The sequence below is a fragment of the Campylobacter sp. LR264d genome (genome assembly GCF_008633895.1).
In the GTDB taxonomy this organism is placed as follows: Bacteria; Campylobacterota; Campylobacteria; order Campylobacterales; family Campylobacteraceae; genus Campylobacter_D.
Genome location: NZ_VJNT01000016.1, coordinates 1 through 16211, shown reverse-complemented (window position 1 = coordinate 16211; position 16211 = coordinate 1). Strand labels below are relative to the sequence as shown.

At 30.1% G+C, this 16211-nt stretch carries 17 protein-coding genes and 1 other RNA gene; 13 read left to right on the top strand and 5 right to left on the bottom strand.

Going from position 1 to position 16211, the window contains the following annotated elements; genetic code table 11:
- Positions 1-3: 3 nt before the first annotated feature.
- Together FMM56_RS03715 and FMM56_RS03710 are read right to left on the bottom strand one after the other, a co-directional pair.
- Positions 4-1911, bottom strand: a complete 1908-nt coding sequence (locus FMM56_RS03715) for a mechanosensitive ion channel domain-containing protein (RefSeq protein ID WP_150140113.1) — start codon at positions 1909-1911, stop codon at positions 4-6.
- The gene (locus tag FMM56_RS03710; RefSeq protein ID WP_150140112.1) at positions 1908-2543 is read right to left on the bottom strand and encodes a carbonic anhydrase; all 636 of its coding nucleotides are present in this window, start codon (positions 2541-2543) and stop codon (positions 1908-1910) included. Before FMM56_RS03710 ends, FMM56_RS03715 begins: the two co-directional genes overlap by 4 nt.
- 123 nt (positions 2544-2666) lie before the next feature.
- On the opposite strand from FMM56_RS03710, the gene FMM56_RS03705 reads away from it, so the two are divergent.
- From FMM56_RS03705 to FMM56_RS03675, 7 genes are all read left to right on the top strand, one after another.
- The gene (locus tag FMM56_RS03705; RefSeq protein ID WP_150140111.1) at positions 2667-3353 is read left to right on the top strand and encodes a Bax inhibitor-1/YccA family protein; all 687 of its coding nucleotides are present in this window, start codon (positions 2667-2669) and stop codon (positions 3351-3353) included.
- A 104-nt stretch (positions 3354-3457) separates the two neighbouring features.
- Positions 3458-3832 carry a preprotein translocase subunit SecG gene (gene secG / locus FMM56_RS03700; protein ID WP_150140110.1) on the top strand — a complete coding sequence of 125 codons (375 nt, stop codon included), beginning with the start codon at positions 3458-3460 and terminating at the stop codon, positions 3830-3832.
- Positions 3833-3834: 2 nt separating this feature from the next.
- Positions 3835-4392 carry a ribosome recycling factor gene (frr, locus tag FMM56_RS03695; protein WP_150151529.1) on the top strand — a complete coding sequence of 186 codons (558 nt, stop codon included), beginning with the start codon at positions 3835-3837 and terminating at the stop codon, positions 4390-4392.
- 3 nt (positions 4393-4395) lie between these two features.
- Positions 4396-5007, top strand: coding sequence for an orotate phosphoribosyltransferase (gene pyrE, locus FMM56_RS03690; RefSeq protein WP_150207833.1), 612 nt, complete (start codon positions 4396-4398; stop codon positions 5005-5007).
- A gap of 5 nt (positions 5008-5012) precedes the next feature.
- Positions 5013-5444 (top strand): RDD family protein, encoded by a 432-nt coding sequence (locus tag FMM56_RS03685; RefSeq protein ID WP_150207895.1) that lies wholly within the window; start codon positions 5013-5015, stop codon positions 5442-5444.
- Positions 5416-6438: a ribonucleotide-diphosphate reductase subunit beta gene (locus FMM56_RS03680; RefSeq protein WP_150140107.1), complete on the top strand. Its 1023-nt coding sequence runs from the start codon at positions 5416-5418 to the stop codon at positions 6436-6438. The genes FMM56_RS03685 and FMM56_RS03680 overlap by 29 nt, the downstream gene beginning before the upstream one ends.
- Positions 6425-7786 carry a nicotinate phosphoribosyltransferase gene (locus FMM56_RS03675; RefSeq protein ID WP_223810438.1) on the top strand — a complete coding sequence of 454 codons (1362 nt, stop codon included), beginning with the start codon at positions 6425-6427 and terminating at the stop codon, positions 7784-7786. The genes FMM56_RS03680 and FMM56_RS03675 overlap by 14 nt, the downstream gene beginning before the upstream one ends.
- On the opposite strand, the gene gyrB is transcribed toward FMM56_RS03675, so the two are convergent.
- From gyrB to dnaA, 3 genes are all read right to left on the bottom strand, one after another.
- Complete coding sequence (gene gyrB / locus FMM56_RS03670; protein ID WP_150140106.1) at positions 7783-10092, bottom strand: DNA topoisomerase (ATP-hydrolyzing) subunit B; 2310 nt, start codon at positions 10090-10092, stop codon at positions 7783-7785. The two genes, FMM56_RS03675 and gyrB, sit on opposite strands and share 4 nt — an antisense overlap.
- A 12-nt stretch (positions 10093-10104) precedes the next feature.
- Complete coding sequence (gene dnaN / locus FMM56_RS03665) at positions 10105-11172, bottom strand: DNA polymerase III subunit beta (protein ID WP_150140105.1); 1068 nt, start codon at positions 11170-11172, stop codon at positions 10105-10107.
- A gap of 148 nt (positions 11173-11320) precedes the next feature.
- Positions 11321-12652, bottom strand: a complete 1332-nt coding sequence (gene dnaA, locus FMM56_RS03660; protein WP_150207832.1) for a chromosomal replication initiator protein DnaA — start codon at positions 12650-12652, stop codon at positions 11321-11323.
- A 120-nt stretch (positions 12653-12772) separates the two neighbouring features.
- On the opposite strand from dnaA, the gene ruvC reads away from it, so the two are divergent.
- The 6 genes from ruvC to ffs all read left to right on the top strand — a co-directional run.
- Complete coding sequence (gene ruvC / locus FMM56_RS03655; RefSeq protein WP_150140103.1) at positions 12773-13249, top strand: crossover junction endodeoxyribonuclease RuvC; 477 nt, start codon at positions 12773-12775, stop codon at positions 13247-13249.
- Positions 13250-13331: 82 nt separating this feature from the next.
- Positions 13332-13757, top strand: a complete 426-nt coding sequence (gene rplM / locus FMM56_RS03650) for a 50S ribosomal protein L13 (RefSeq protein ID WP_150140102.1) — start codon at positions 13332-13334, stop codon at positions 13755-13757.
- 2 nt (positions 13758-13759) lie between these two features.
- Positions 13760-14149, top strand: coding sequence for a 30S ribosomal protein S9 (gene rpsI, locus FMM56_RS03645; protein WP_150140101.1), 390 nt, complete (start codon positions 13760-13762; stop codon positions 14147-14149).
- Between the two features lie 93 nt (positions 14150-14242).
- Complete coding sequence (locus FMM56_RS03640) at positions 14243-15259, top strand: OmpA family protein (protein WP_150207830.1); 1017 nt, start codon at positions 14243-14245, stop codon at positions 15257-15259.
- A complete protein-coding gene (locus tag FMM56_RS03635; RefSeq protein ID WP_150207828.1) occupies positions 15259-15897 on the top strand; it encodes an HAD family hydrolase in 639 nt (212 codons plus the stop codon). Before FMM56_RS03640 ends, FMM56_RS03635 begins: the two co-directional genes overlap by 1 nt.
- Positions 15898-16120: 223 nt before the next feature.
- Positions 16121-16211, top strand: an RNA gene (gene ffs, locus FMM56_RS03630) — signal recognition particle sRNA small type; the annotation flags it as partial.

Genomic DNA, 16211 nt, shown 5'->3' with positions numbered 1-16211 from the left:
AGATTAAGCCTTGGTGCTAAATTCTAAATTCTTAGGCAAATTTTCTATATAAATACTTCTACTTGGGAAAGCAAAGCTAAGTCCATTTTTAGCAACTATACGCATAAACTCAAGCATTAATTTATGTCTAGTTTCCCTAAAATCCTTAGCTGTTACGCCCTTGGTATAAAAATAAAGTTCTATATTTATACTACTATCTCCAAAATCACTTAATGCAACATAACAAGCATTTTTATAACCTTCTAGATCATTAATAGAAACTAAATTTTGTCTATATTTTGCCCAGCTACCGGCTTTTAAGGCATTATCTTCTGGGTGAGATACCAACTCGCTAGTATTTAAAAGCTCTCTTAAATCATTCACGCAAGCATCAAGCTTTTCAGGGGTAGCATCGTATCCCACGCCTATATACATTTTTATATGTCTTCCTATACGACGTTTAGACCAATTTTTAATATTTGCTGCCATTACTGCTGAATTTGGCAAAAATACTAAGGAGTTATCAAAGGTCCTAATAGTAGTTTTTCTAAGTCCTGTTTCAACGACATTACCCTCAATACCAGCAATCTCTACCCAATCGCCTTGATTAAAACTATCATCAAATAAAAGGAGTATAGACGCAAAGAAATTTGCGATAATATCTTTTGCAGCAAGGGCAACTGCTAAACCACCTATTCCAAGTGAAGCGATAATGGCTGAGATATTAAAACCAAGCCTTGAAAGTATGAAAAGTATGGCTATTATGAAGATTATAAAATAAACTATTTTTATAACTAGGTTAATTACTTCTTTTTTGCCACTTTTTTGAGCTATTTTTGAGATTATTACCATGCCATAACCATCGATAATCTTAAAGGCTAAAAGGGCAAAGAATATTGCATAGATTATATATAAAAGATTAGTGATTGCTAAAAATACGGGTTGAGGATAAAAAATTATCGTTAAACACAAGCTAATGGCATAAACTAAAAGCAAGTATCCAACAGGCTTTTTAATACTATCTATAAAAAGTTCTTTAACGCTACTTCCATCCTTGTTTCGATAAAATAATTTAATCAAAACAATATATAAAATATTTGCTAAAAATTTTCTAAGTGAAATAAAAAATAAAATCACAATTACGCAAAGCAAGACCTTGCCTACATTTATATATTCAATATCAAAAATTTCATTTATATAATTTATCCAATCTTGAAACTTAAAGGTACTAAAAATATAATTACTTTCAAGCAAATTTGCATTATCTTTTAAGTGCATTAAAATTTCATTATAGGCCTCGACAGCATTTGCAATCATGGCTTCTTTTCTTTCTACCCTTAAAAGCTCACTTTCATTTGTAATCTTTGCCTTATTTTCACCAAGATTATTAACAGAATCTTTTTGCAAAGCGTTTAGAGATTCATCGATTACAGCTATCATTGAAGAACTACTTGCAGTTTCTTTAAACAATTTTTCAAGCTTAAATAAGGCTGAGAAAAAATCTTGTATAACTTGCATATACATTAAATCCAAGCTAGTATCCACGAAAACAAAGTGATTTTTTGTACTTCTTTCTTTAAGGCTTTCTAAATTTTGTCTAACCTCTAAGAATTTATTTACATCATCGCTATTTATCTTTTGTTGCGTTATAACGCCTGGAATTGTGGCTAAAATTTTAGCCTTTTCCCTACTAATCTCGGAATTTAAGGATTTAAAAGAACTAGAATTTATATCCTGAGTTTCTTTAGCCTTTTTTAATTTTTGATTTAATTTTACAAAGTCTTGTACTAGTAAATATATCTTTTTACCACTATCATCGCTACTTGCATTTTGTTCTTGTACTTCAAATTCTTGTGCTTCAAACTCGTTTATATTATCACCTTGCAAAAATACAACAAAGCATAAAGCAAATATTAAGATAATTTTTTTCATTTTACATTCCTATTTTGAATTAAGGTAAAAATCTGCCTTTTATAATCATACTCATAAATTTCGCCCGTTTCTATTATGTAGTACCAAGCGTGAATTTCGATTTTCTTATCTTCTAATGCCTTTAAAACTCCTGGATAAGTTAAGATATTTTGCAAAGAATTTACTAAATTTAGCTTTTCAGTAAGCCAAGAACGCATCGCAATATCATCCTTTGCAAAAGATAAAACATCATGTTTTATGGGTTCAAGCATGGTTAGCCACTTTTTAACATTTGGTAATTCCTTTAACTCCTCATCACTTGAATACAAGGCATTACAACCACCACAATTACTATGACCACAAACTACGATATTTTCAATATGCAAAGAATTTAAGGCATATTCTATAGCAGAGGTCGTAGCTAAATAATCATCCCCAACGCGATAAGGAGGGACTATATTTGCGATATTTCTTATCACAAAAAGTTCACCAGGTCCTGTATTTGTGATTAAATTTGGAATCACTCTTGAATCAGAACAGCCTATGAAAAGCGTGTGAGGATTTTGCCTATTTTTAAGACTTTCAAATAATTGTTCGTGCTCCTTAAAATCCTCTTGCATAAATTTAATAGCACCGCTGATAAGATTTTGCATTTTTAACCTTGAAAAAATTTTTTTGCATTATAGCAAAAATGTTTAATTTGTAAAATTTTTGTATGAATTTGCATTTATTAAAAAAATTGTGTTAAATTTACAAAAATCAAACAAGGAGATATAATGAATCTTTATGATAGAGACTATTCAAGAGAACTTTCAAGTGCAAAATCAGGTGCACTTGCTAATTTTATAAAACAAACCTATCAGCTTTTTGCTGCCTCTTTACTTGCTGCTACTGCTGGTGCTTATATAGGCGTTTTTAGCCTAGCACAATACTTCGTGCAATCTCAAGTAATGTTTTGGGTACTATTTGCTGTGGAACTTGGACTTTTATTTGGCTTAATGTATAAAAAAAGAGAGGCCCCTTTAAATTTAATCTTGCTTTTTGGCTTTACCTTTTGTTCAGGGCTTACACTAACTCCTCTTTTAATGTCTGTTTTAATGTTAGCAGAAGGTGGAGTTATAATAGCACAAGCCTTTGCCTTAACAACGGTAGCCTTTGCTGGACTTAGCCTTTTTGCAATGAATACAAAAAAAGATTTTAGCGTTATAGGCAAGGCACTTTTTATAGTGTTAATCGTAGTTGTGGCTGCATCTTTGATAAATATTTTTGTACAAAGTAGCGTTTTTAGCTTAGCAATTTCGGCAATCGCAGCAATTTTATTTTCATTTTACATTCTTTATGATACACAAAATATCATTCGTGGAAATTATGAAACACCTGTTGAGGGTGCGGTTGCTTTATACTTAGACTTTGTAAATCTTTTTGTGTCACTTTTAAATATTCTAAGAAGTGTAAATCGCTAGTTATAAAGAATTTGAAAGATATCTTTCAAATTCTTTTAAATTTTAAATCTTTATAAACTTAAATCAGCTACAATTTTACTCAAAATCTACATTAGGAAGCTAAAATGATTACCCTTTTAATTGTCTTACAATTTGTTATTGTTGTGATAATTTGTATCGCTGTTTTATTACAAAAAAGTTCAAGTATAGGTCTTGGGGCATATAGTGGAAGTAATGAGTCTTTATTTGGAGCAAAAGGACCGGCTGGTTTTTTAGCTAAATTTACCTTTATTATGGGTTTAGTATTAATCGCAAATACCATAGGTCTTGGTTATCTTTATAATAAAGCAAGTAAAAATTCCTTAGCTGAAAAAATTCAAATAGAAACAAATTCAAGTATTCCGGTAGTGCCATCAGCCCCACTTTCTATACCTGAACTTCCAAGTTCAAATTTAGCCCCACTAGCACCTAATATCGAAACAAATTCTACAAAGGAATAAAAATGGTTAATGAAATTTATAAAAAGCAAAAAGAACATAACGAAAAAGCACTTGAAGCCCTTAAAAAAGATTTTACTACACTTAGAACTGGCAAGGTAAATATACATATACTAGATCATATCATGGTTGATTATTATGGTAATGCTACCCCTTTAAATCAAGTAGCTACCATTTTAGCAAGTGATGCCTCAACTATTAGCATAAGTCCTTGGGAAAAACCTATGTTAAAAACAATAGAAAGCACCATAGCAGCTGCAAATATCGGCGTTAATCCAAATAACGATGGAGAAAGCGTTAAACTTTTCTTTCCTCCTATGACAAGAGAACAAAGAGAAGAAAATGTAAAACACGCAAAGGCTATGGGTGAAAAGGCTAAAATTTCAGTTAGAAATACTAGAAAAGATGCAAATGATAATGTTAAAAAACTTGAAAAAGATAAGGTTATAAGCGAGGACGAGGCAAAAAAGGCTTATGATGAAATTCAAAAATTTACTGATTCTTATGTGGCTAAAATCGATGAAAGCGTGAAAAATAAAGAAAGTGAGCTTTTAAAGGTATAAAAAATGGCAAATTTAGAAAAGATTTATAAAAAATTTGGGGCATATTTACAAGGGCATTTTTTATTAAGTTCAGGAAAACATTCTAAATTTTACCTACAAAGTGCAAAAATACTTGAAAATCCTTATCTAGCAGGAAAACTTTGTGAGAGATTATTTAAGATTATCGCAAAAAATAAGATTAAATTTGATAGCATTTGTTCACCTGCACTTGGAGGAATTTTAGCAGGTTATGAGTTAGCTAGGGTTTCTTCAAAACGTTTTATTTTCACTGAAAGAGTAGATGGGGTTATGACTTTAAGACGTGGTTTTAGTGTTAAAGAAAATGAAAAATTTATCATTTGTGAAGATATCATTACAACAGGTGGTTCAGCCCTTGAAAGCACAAAGATAATTGAGAATTTAGGTGGAAAGGTAGTAGCCTTTGCAGCCTTAGCAAATCGTGGTTTTTGTGCAGTTTCTAACCTAAAAACTCAAAGAAAAAAAGAGGCAAAATTGCCTAGTAATATACCACTTTTTACCTTGGGAAATTTTGATTTTGAAATTTATGAAGCTAGTGATTGTCCACTTTGTAAGGAAGGTACAAAGGCGATAAAACCGGGTAGTAGAGGCAATTAAAATTGATGGTAAGGGCAAGTCGCGTTGAAAGAATGAAGGCCTTTTTAATAGACCTATTCTTACTTTATGTTCCACTTTTATATATAAGTTATTTTATTTTAGGTTCTGCTGCTGAGTTTAGAAAATCTCAACTTAGCATTTTTATTTGCGTACTTGGCTTTGGTTTTTTGCAAGGCTTATTTTTTTTAAAATCAGCACAAAGTCCGGGTTTAAAAGCTTATGGACTTTACTTAATTGATTTAAAAACAGGAAAAAAGCTTAAAATTCTTAAAATTATACTAAGATATTTTGCTTTTATCATAAGTTGTGCCATTTTATTTGGTATTATTATTAGTTTATTTAGAAAAGATGGCTTAACTGCCTATGATTTGATATCTCAAAGCTGTATTGTTAAAAAGGAGAAAGATTATGAAGAGAAAAAAAATTTACAATCCTAGTTCAAGTGAAAATTTAGGAGAAAGACGCGTATTTAACGGCAATCCACATGGAATCTTAAATTTCACAAAGGCAAAATACACTTGGGCTTTAAAACTTTGGGACTTAATGGAGGCAAATACTTGGTTTCCAAGAGAGGTTGATACTACAAAGGATGCCCTTGATTATCGTTGTAATTTAACTGCTGCTGAAAAAAGAATGTATGATTTGGTATGGAGCCAACTTATTTCAATGGATAGCTTTCAAACAAATAATTTAGCTGATAATATCAATCCTTACATAACCGCCCCAGAAATTAACGCCGTTTTAGCAAGACAGGCCTATGAAGAGGCAAATCATTCAAAATCTTATGCTGTAATGGTTGAGGCCATTTGTGATGATACTGATTTAATCTATGAAATGGAAAAATACGATGAAACATTAAGGGAAAAAAATGACTTTATTTCAGGCATTTATCAAAGCCTGGCAGGGGACGTGGATGATAATAAATTATTACTTGCTATGGTTGCAAATCAAATTTTAGAAGGTATTTATTTTTATAGTGGTTTTACTGCCATTTATGCACTAGCAAGGGCTGGTAAAATGCTAGGTTCTGCTCAAATGATTCGCTTTATTCAAAGAGATGAAATCACTCATTTATTATTATTTCAAAATATGATAAATTCGGTTCGTGCCGAAAGAAGTGATTTATTTAATTTAGAAAATGAAAGAAAAATTTATGAAATGTTTACTAAGGCTGGTGAGCTTGAGATTAAATGGGGACAATATATCACCCAAAATCAAATCATGGGCTTTACAGATGATATTATAGAAGAATATATTCATTATTTAGTAGACCAAAGATTAGTTGCTATTGGTTATGAAAGATTATACAATTCTAAACACCCTATAAAATGGGTTGATGATTTTTCTAAATTTAATGACCAAAAAAGTAACTTTTTTGAAAGCAAGGTTACAAATTATTCAAAAGGCAGTATAAGCTTTGAAGACTTTTAATCTAGCCTTACTTTGCGATTTTTACGAACTTACAATGGCACAAGGCTATTTTAATAGTGGAAAAAAGGACCAAATTTCATATTTTGATATCTTTTTTAGAAGGGTGCCTGATGATGGTGGCTTTGCTATTTTTGCAGGGCTTGAAAGTGTTTTAGACTTTGTTGAAAATTTTCATTTTAATAATGATGATATAGCTTATTTAAAATCTTTAAATTATTTTAATGATGCCTTTTTAAATTTTTTGAAAAATTTTAAATTTAATGGTAGTATTTATGCTATGAATGAAGGTGAAATAATCTTTGCAAATGAACCTATTCTTTGCATTAAAGCTACTAGCATACAAGCCCAACTTTTAGAAACTTTTTTACTTTTAAGCTTAAATCACCAAAGCTTAATAGCTACAAAAACTAATCGTATAGTTCGCAGTGCTAAAAATCGCCCTGTGCTTGAATTTGGAGCTAGAAGGGCACATGGAAAAGAAGCGGCCATTAATGGGGCAAGGGCAGCAATAATTGGAGGTTGCATGGCAAGTTCTTGTACCCTTGCAGCAAAGTATTATAATATAACCCCTAGTGGTACAATGGCTCATTCTTGGGTGCAAATGTTTGATAATGAATATGAGGCCTTTTGTGAATATTTAAAACTTTATCCTAATAACCCTACCCTTTTAATAGATACTTATAATTATAAAAGTGGCCTTGAAAATGCCATTAAGGTCTTTAAAAAATTTAATATCTTAAATGGGGCAATTAGAATTGATTCAGGTGATTTAGAAAGGCTTAGTAAAAGGATTAGAAAAAAGCTTGATAAGGCAAATTTAAAATCTTGTAAGATAATAGTTTCAAATTCCTTAGATGAATATATGATTGAAAATTTACTTGATAAAAATGCTCCTATTGATGCCTTTGGAGTGGGTGAAAGATTAATAACTGCATCAAGTGAGCCTATATTTGGCTTTGTTTATAAATTAGTAGCAAATGAGATTAATAATAAGATAATACCTAAAATAAAACTAAGCGAAGATAAGCAAAAAACTATAATCCCACATTTTAAACGCGTTCTTCGTTTTTATGATAAAAAAAGTAAAAAATTTCTTTATGATAAAATCTTTGTTTATGATGAAAAAATTGATTTTAATCAACCTTACAAGGAACTTTTAAAACTTGTCTTTGATAATGGAAAAAGGCTTGTTAAAAGCCCAAATTTAAAGGATATTAGCCTATATACAAAAAAACAACTTTCCCATTTAGATAATGAACTTTTAAGCTTAAAACCAAATGTAAAATATAAGGTAAAATTATCAAAAAAATTAACAAGTACTATTAAAAATTTTAAACATTCCCTTTAAACATCAAGGTGCTTAACATCCTTTGCGTGTGCTTGTATATATTCTCTTCTAGGTTCTACCTCATCGCCCATAAAAAGATTAAAGGTATCGTTTGCACTTTGGGCATCTTCTATAGTGATTTTTAAAAGTCTTCTAATGGTTGGGTCCATTGTAGTTTCCCAAAGCTGTTCAGGGTTCATCTCACCTAAACCCTTATATCTTTGTATATAAGCTCCTTTTTTAGCATTCTTTTCAACCTCATCTAAAATTTCAAAGATATCTTTATCAAATTTTAAATCCCTTTCTTTAATCTTAGAAAAGATATGACCAGCCTCTGTATAAAAAGGATGAGTAAATAAATCATCATTTATAAGCAATTCTTCTAAGCCATTTTCAGTTTGTACAAAGATACGCAAAGAATCATTATTCATATAATAATTTAAAATATTATAATCTTGCTTTTCTAAAAATTCCTTAATAACATTAAATAAATTTTGATTTGAAAGACTTATTAAATCAGGATTTTCTATTAAATGTCTAATTACACAAATTACATTAAAACGTTTTTGAAGTTCTTTTAAGGCAGTTCTATAATTGATCACAAGTTTAAGAAAATCTTTTAAATCATTCAGCCCTATTCCTTCATAACCACCACTTTCTATACCTGTTTCTATTAAATAATCATTTAAAGCCTTTTCATCCTTTAAATAAATTTCTTTTTTTTGTCCTTTTTTATAGCGATAAAGAGGAGGTTGTGCTAGATAAATATGCCCATTTGCTACAAGTTCATTCATAAAGCGAAAGAAAAAGGTTAAAAGCAAAGTTTGTATATGACTTCCATCCACATCAGCATCTGTCATAATTATAATTTTATTATACCTTAAACGACTTATATCAAAATCATCACCTATGCCACAACCAAAGGCTGTAATCATATTCTGAATTTGTTCAGATTTTAAAATTTTATCAAGTCTTGCCTTTTCAACATTTAAAATTTTACCTCTTAAAGGCAGTATTGCTTGGTAAGCCCTTTCTCTTCCTTGTTTTGCAGAACCACCCGCACTATCACCTTCTACAAGATAAATTTCACTTTCACTTGGGTCCTTACTTTGACAATCTGCTAATTTTCCAGGTAAAGTTCCTACACTTAAACTTTCTTTTTTGCGAGTTAATTCCCTTGCTTTTTTAGCAGCTTCTCTACCCTTAGCAGCCATTAAGGCCTTATTCATAATAGCCCTAGCTTCGTTTGGATTTTCTTCAAAATATTTAGTTAAATATTCAAAACTTGCCTTATTAACTATAGGTCTAACATAAGAAGAACCTAATTTTCCTTTTGTTTGTCCTTCAAATTGAGGTTCAGGTACCTTTACGCTTACAATAGCAATTAAACCTTCTCTAACATCCTCGCCTGTAATCTTATAATCTTTTTCTCTAGTAGCTGCATTTGCCTCTATATAATTACTAATTACGCGAGTTAAACCCATTCTAAAACCAGCCTCGTGAGTTCCTCCATCAGGGGTTTTTATATTATTTACAAAAGAAAATAAATTTTCTGTATAAGTACTATTATATAAAAGTGCTACTTCTACATTAACATCTTCTTCATTGACATTAAAAAATATAGGTTTAGTTAGGGCCTCATTTTTATTAAGGTCGCTAACAAATTGTGAAATTCCTCCATTAAAATGAAAATTTTCTGCTTTATTTGTGCGATTATCTTTAAAATTTATAGTGATTTTTGGATTTAAATATGCAAGTTCTTTAAATCTTTTTATTAAAATTTCATCGTTAAATTCAGTTATTTCAAAGATAGTATTATCAGGGAAAAATTCGATTATAGTACCAGTTTTTTGACTATTTCCTATAATTTCAAGTTCACTTATAGTCTTTCCTTCTGAAAAACTTTGTTTGTAAATTTTGCCATCTCTATGAACAGTTGCTATAAGTTTTTTTGAAAGTGCATTTACTACAGAAACACCAACTCCATGAAGTCCACCTGAAACCTTATAAGTATCTTTATCAAATTTACCACCTGCATGAAGAACGGTTAAAACAACAGTTAAAGTAGGGATATTTTCAGTAGGATGAATTCCAACAGGAATTCCACGACCATTATCACTTACAATACAACTTCCTTCATTTGTAAGTTCTATGTTTATATTAGTACAATATCCAGCCATGGCCTCGTCAATTGAATTATCAACTACTTCATAAATCATATGATGTAAACCATTAATATTTGTATCACCTATATACATTCCTGGACGTTTTCTAACTGCTTCTAAGCCTTTTAATACCTTTATATTGTTTTCGCCATAATTTTGCATTTTTTTCCTTAATTATAAAATAATAGGTAGTATGATTACATTTAAATTTTCAGCATTTATAATAAATGATAAATTTGGTTCTTTAATACTTAATTTAAAAGAACTTTCTTCTATAGAATACAAAAAGTCTAAAAAGAATTTAATTTTTATAGTAAGAGAAAATTCTTCATTTATATCAAGTTCTTTTTCAATTTCAGTTTTTGCTTCTATATTATTAGTACTAATGCCTTCAAAGATAATTTTATTTTTAGTAAATTGAAGTTTTAATTTATCTGTGATTACACTAATTTTTTTTAAAGAATCTATAAAGTCTTCTGTTTGAAATAAAAATTCTTGTTTAAAATTGTTAGGAATGATAGCTTCGTAATTTGCAAATTTATCATTTATCAATTTAGTATAAAATTCAAAATTATCACTTTTTGCAATAAGTATATTTTCATCATAAAAAATTTCAATATTTTCATAAAATAATTTTTGCATTTCATATATAGCTTTTTTAGGAATACATATAGAAAACTCATTATCATTTTGTTTATCTAAGGTATAAATTGCTAGACGTTTAGTATCGCTTCCTACAAAGTCTATTTTATCGTGTTTTATATTTAAGTAAGCTCCATTAAATGAGTATTTTGCATTATTTGTATCAATACAAGGTAAAATCTTTTTTAAAGATTTACTTAAATCAGAAGAATCTATATTGAATTTATTTTTATTTTCAATGTTAGGAAATTCAGGAAAATCTACATAATTAAACATAGGTAATTTATATTTAGTATTTTTTTGTTTAATAAATAAAGAATTATCAATGGTTTCAAGTGTTATTTCTTCATTATTTAAATTTTTAATGATATCAGCTAAACTTTTCCCATTTGTAGTAGCAAAACCTGGATTATCAATATGAATTTTTTTAATATGATAGGTAAGTCCTATTTCATAATCACTAGCCTTTATGATGAGTTTATCATCTTGTGCTTGAAAAAGCAAGTGTGAAGTTATAATACTTGCATCTTTTTTATCTACATAAGAATTGCATAGGGTGATTGCAGCTTCTAGGGTATTTTTGTTAATGCTAAGTTTCATTTTCTCTCCTTATTTTTAAATTTTAAATTCATCATAATAATAAGTTTGTTGAAATTGTGAAAAAAATTTTCAAAGGGTTATTTTAACATATTTTTTTAACAAATTTTCAAACAAGCTTAAATAAATTTTTTCACATTCTTTCACAATCTTATTGTTGAGATTTAACTAAAATTTTATTTCTTAGTTCATCTATTTTGTTTTTTAACTCTAAATCTTTATTAATTAATTCATTAATTTTCTTAATATTATGAGATATAGCTGTATGGTCTTTCATGTCAAAATAAGTAGCAAGTTTTGGCATTGAGATACTAGTAAGTTCTCTTGATAAAAATATTATAATCCTTCTTACCATTACTATATTTTTCATTTTTTTATTTGATTGTACGTCACTGATTTTTATATTAAATTCTCTACAAACTAAATTTAAAATATCTTCAAAGTTTATATTTTCTTTCATCTCCTTAACATGGTCTTTTATAACAGCCTTTACTAGGTCTAAATTTATTTCTTGATTAATTAATTTAGAATGGGCATTTAAATTTGTAATCATTCCTTCAATTTCTCTAATATTATTCCCCATTGAAGCAGCTATATAATCAATAACTTCTTGCCTTAAATAAATTTCATTAAATTCACATTTTTTTTGAATAATAGCCTTTTTTGTATCAAGTTCAGGTGGAGTAATATCAGCGATTATTCCATTTACAAAACGCGTTTTTAATCTTTCAGTAATGCCTGTTAGCATATTTGGTGGTTTATCGCTAGTCATTATAATTTGCCCACTTTGATTGTGAATTTCGTTGAAGATATGAAAAAATTCTTCTTGTATTTTATCTGTTTTTCCAAAAAATTGCACATCATCAATAAGCAAGGCATCACAATTTTTATATTTTTCTTTGAATTTTTCTAAAGTATGATTTTTTAAATGCAGGGTAAAATCATTTATAAAATTTTCACTAGTTGCATAAGTTACCTTTTTTCCAAGCTCAATACACACATTCCCCACAGCTTGAAGCAAATGAGTCTTTCCAAGCCCAGTAGAACCATATATAAAAATAGGATTATAAAGCTTACCAAGTTTATCTTTATCACTTGCTGCCTTGCAAGTTGTAAAGGCATATTTATTTGAATCCCCTACTACAAAATTATCAAAGGTAAAAGACGGATTTAAAATAGTACTTTGTGCTTTAATATGCACTATATCAAGCTTTGTAGTACTTTTATGGTGTTTTAATTTATCATTATTTGTGCTTATAATATTAATTTTTGCCTTATTTCCACTTTTAGCTTCGTAAAAATAAGCAATCTTTTCTCCAAATTTTGTTTTTATAAATTTTGCCATAAATTCATTTGGAGCTACAAATACTAAATAATCGGCCTTGCTTTGTTTTTCGCTAAATTGTAAATGTGATATATAATGTTCAAAATCTCTTTGTGACAATTCGTTTTTAAGTGCTGTTAATATCTGACTTGCGTCCATTTGTCCTCTTGTAAATTTTTGGAAATTATAACCTAAAAATATAAAAAATTTAGTAAAAAAAGCTATAATTTTAGATAATTTCACATAGTGAAATTATCTAAAATTTTAAGGGTGAAAATTGTGAAAATTTTAGGGATAGACCCTGGAAGTAGGTTTTGTGGCTATGCAATTATTGAGGCGAATAAAAATAAAAATTTACTCCTTGAAGCAGGACTTATTAAGATAAAACCAAGCACCTTGCAATATCAAATAACCGAACTTTGTGAAGGTCTTGATTTGATTTTTAAACAATATCACTTTGACGAGGTGGCTATTGAGGATATTTTCTTTGCTTATAATCCAAGAAGTGTTTTAAAACTTGCCCAGTTTAGAGGGGCATTAAGTTTAAAAATTTTACAAATGCATGGAGAATTTAGCGAATATACCCCCTTGCAAGTTAAAAAGGCTATTACGGGCAAGGCAAAGGCTAGTAAAGAACAAGTTGCCTTTATGGTTAAAAGATTATTAGGAATTCAAAAGGATATTAAGCCCCTAGATATTACCGATGCAATAGCAGTTGCCCTAACTCATTGTGCAAATTTAAGAATAAGGGTTTAAATTTAATATTTACTTAAATTCAGTTTTAATTAAGTAAAAATAACTATAATCATATTTTTAAAATTTTGGCAAAAGGTAGAAAATGACTAAGATAACAAAGCCAAACGAAGTTCAAAGACAATGGATAGTTTTAGACGCTGAGGGTAAACGTTTCGGGCGTCTTTTAACAGAAGTAGCGACAATTTTAAGAGGTAAAAATAAGCCTTGCTTTACTCCAAATGTAGATTGTGGGGATTATGTAGTTATCATAAATGCTTCAAAGGCTATTTTTACAGGTGCCAATAAGGCAGAAGATAAGCTTTATCATAGGCATTCTGGTTATTTTGGAAGTGTTAAGAGTGAAAAATTTGGAGATTTACTTGCAAAAAATCCTGTTAAACTTTATAAAATAGCTGTTAGAGGTATGCTTCCTAAAACAAATTTAGGCAGGGCTATGCTTAAAAAACTTAAAATTTATGCAGGAAGTGAGCATCCTCACACCGCACAACTTGCTAAAGAAGGACAATAATTATGGCAACTACATACGCAACAGGTAAAAGAAAAACTGCCGTAGCAAAGGTTTGGATAAAACCAGGAAGTGGTAAGATAAGCGTAAATGGTATTGATTTAAATACCTGGCTTGGTGGGCATGAGTCTATTAAAATCAAAGTTGTTCAGCCTCTACTTGTAACAAAACAAGAAAGTTCTATGGATATTCGTGCTACTACCTTTGGTGGTGGTTATTCAGCCCAGGCAGAGGCTTTAAGACACGGAATTTCAAGGGCATTAGCCTTAATGGATGCAGATTTTAGGCATTTATTAAAACCACAAGGCTTGCTTACAAGAGATAGTAGAAGCGTTGAACGCAAAAAATACGGACGCAGAAAGGCCCGTAGAAGTCCTCAATTTTCTAAACGTTAATAGTAAATTCTCATTAAATATCCACAAATTTAGTAACATATTTTTTAAAATATGTTACAATCTTGTTCTTTATTTTATAAGAAAGGATATTTTATGAAAAAGATATTTTTGTGTCTTGGTCTAGCAGGTGCTTTATTTGCAGCTGATAATAATGTAAAATTTGAAATTACTCCAACATTAAATTACAATGTTTTTGAAGGTAATTTAGACATGCAAGATAGGGCTGCCCCTGGCATTAGACTTGGTTATCATTTTGATGAAGGTGCTTGGATTGACCAAGCTGAACTTGGCTTTGAGTATTATACTCGCGTAAAATACGATGATATAGGCGATAGTACAAGAGTAGTAAGAACCTTTTTAAATCTTATAAAAGGTGCTGATTTAGGTGAAAGCTTTTATCTTTATGGCTTATTAGGTGGTGGATATGAAGCTATTTCTAATCCACAGCTTGAAAATGATGATGATGGCTTTGGGCAATACGGCATAGGTCTTAAATATAGACTTAGCGATTCTCTTGCTTTAAGACTTGAAACAAGGGATCAAATAAGCTTTAATTACGCTAATCATAGCTGGGTTTCAACCTTAGGACTTAGTTTTGGTTTTAATGGTGGTAGTTCTAAACCTGTACCGGTTAGTTCTCCTAAGCCTGTAGCACAAATCTCTAAAAGCACCCCTGTAGCTACCCCTGTTGTAGTCCCTATCATAGAAGAGACAAAATCAACTTGCTCAGTTCCAAGAGAAGGTGCCTTGCTTGATGAAAATGGTTGTGAAAGAACCATTTCTTTAGAAGGACATTTTAGCCTTGATAGTGCTAGTATTAACCCATCTTTCCAAGCTCAAATTAATGGGGTTGCAAAAATTTTAGATGAACATAAAAAATATAAAACTCGCCTAGAAGGACATACAGATAATACAGGTCCAAAAGTACACAATCAAAAATTATCAGAACAACGTGCACAAAATGTTGCTAATGAGCTTCAAAAACAAGGCGTGGAAAAATCGCGTATTGAAGTGGTAGGTTATGGAGCTGATAGACCTCGTTCAAGTAATGATACTGAAGAAGGTCGTGCTGATAACAGAAGAGTAGAAGCTAAATTCTTCTTACAATAATGCAAAAAACAATTTTATTTGACCTTGATGGCACTTTGATTGATTCAACTCCTGCCATCTTGGCTTCTTTTTACTATGCCTTTGAAAAACTTTCTTTAACCAAGCCAAGCCAAAGTGATATTAAGCAATTAATAGGATTTCCCTTAGATGAAATGTTTATACAGCTTACTCAAAGAAAGGATTTAGCACAGCTTTTTATAAGTACTTATAGAAGTCGTTATAAAGAAATTTATTTAGAACAAACCACGCTTTTACCACTTGTAAAAGAGGCATTAAGCTTAGCTTGTGGGTTTAGCGACCTAGCTATAGTTAGTACAAAAGGAAGTGCCTTTATATCACCACTACTTGAACATTTAGAGATTAGAAACTTTTTTAAGGCTATCATAGGAAGAGAAGACGTTGACAAGCCAAAACCAAGTGCACAGCCCATTTTAAAGGCATTAAGTGCTTTAAACAAAGACAAAGAAAATGCCTTTATGATAGGTGATACAAAGCTTGATATAATGGCTGCAAGGGCTGCTAGGATTGAGATTGTAGCCATTAGTTGTGGTTATGAAAGCGAAAACGAGCTTAAAGAATATACAGATATTATAAAGACTAATGCTTACGAGGCTGTTAAATTTATACAGACCTTGTAAGCACATAAAGTAGCAACTAAAAGTCACCCTCACGTAGGGGACTAGAATCAAAGTAGGGAGCCTTTCATAGCTATAAAGTGATTATATACAAAAAAAAAAAAAACGCAAGATGAAATTTAAGTAAAATTAAAATTTCTTAAAATTATTACAAAATTAAAGCTTATAATAAAAATTTTTAGTTTAAATTTTTAACAAGCTTTTTTTGTTATAATTCTTTCGCCTTTTTTCAGACCTGTGCAATATTATTTTTAAGCACAGCTTCAGGGTGGGAACACAGCAGAGCACTTGATTTTAGTATGTGCCGCAGTCATCTG

What these genes read in the sequence shown, in the direction of transcription:
- frr (WP_150151529.1), top strand. Translation starts at nt 3,835, where the DNA reads ATGGTTAATGAAATTTATAAAAAGCAAAAAGAACATAACGAAAAAGCA.
- secG (WP_150140110.1), top strand. Translation starts at nt 3,458, where the DNA reads ATGATTACCCTTTTAATTGTCTTACAATTTGTTATTGTTGTGATAATT.
- FMM56_RS03635 (WP_150207828.1), top strand. Translation starts at nt 15,259, where the DNA reads ATGCAAAAAACAATTTTATTTGACCTTGATGGCACTTTGATTGATTCA.
- FMM56_RS03680 (WP_150140107.1), top strand. Translation starts at nt 5,416, where the DNA reads ATGAAGAGAAAAAAAATTTACAATCCTAGTTCAAGTGAAAATTTAGGA.
- rplM (WP_150140102.1), top strand. Translation starts at nt 13,332, where the DNA reads ATGACTAAGATAACAAAGCCAAACGAAGTTCAAAGACAATGGATAGTT.
- FMM56_RS03710 (WP_150140112.1), bottom strand. Translation starts at nt 2,543, where the DNA reads ATGCAAAATCTTATCAGCGGTGCTATTAAATTTATGCAAGAGGATTTT.
- pyrE (WP_150207833.1), top strand. Translation starts at nt 4,396, where the DNA reads ATGGCAAATTTAGAAAAGATTTATAAAAAATTTGGGGCATATTTACAA.
- dnaN (WP_150140105.1), bottom strand. Translation starts at nt 11,172, where the DNA reads ATGAAACTTAGCATTAACAAAAATACCCTAGAAGCTGCAATCACCCTA.
- FMM56_RS03705 (WP_150140111.1), top strand. Translation starts at nt 2,667, where the DNA reads ATGAATCTTTATGATAGAGACTATTCAAGAGAACTTTCAAGTGCAAAA.
- gyrB (WP_150140106.1), bottom strand. Translation starts at nt 10,092, where the DNA reads ATGCAAAATTATGGCGAAAACAATATAAAGGTATTAAAAGGCTTAGAA.
- dnaA (WP_150207832.1), bottom strand. Translation starts at nt 12,652, where the DNA reads ATGGACGCAAGTCAGATATTAACAGCACTTAAAAACGAATTGTCACAA.
- rpsI (WP_150140101.1), top strand. Translation starts at nt 13,760, where the DNA reads ATGGCAACTACATACGCAACAGGTAAAAGAAAAACTGCCGTAGCAAAG.
- FMM56_RS03640 (WP_150207830.1), top strand. Translation starts at nt 14,243, where the DNA reads ATGAAAAAGATATTTTTGTGTCTTGGTCTAGCAGGTGCTTTATTTGCA.
- FMM56_RS03685 (WP_150207895.1), top strand. Translation starts at nt 5,013, where the DNA reads ATGGTAAGGGCAAGTCGCGTTGAAAGAATGAAGGCCTTTTTAATAGAC.
- FMM56_RS03715 (WP_150140113.1), bottom strand. Translation starts at nt 1,911, where the DNA reads ATGAAAAAAATTATCTTAATATTTGCTTTATGCTTTGTTGTATTTTTG.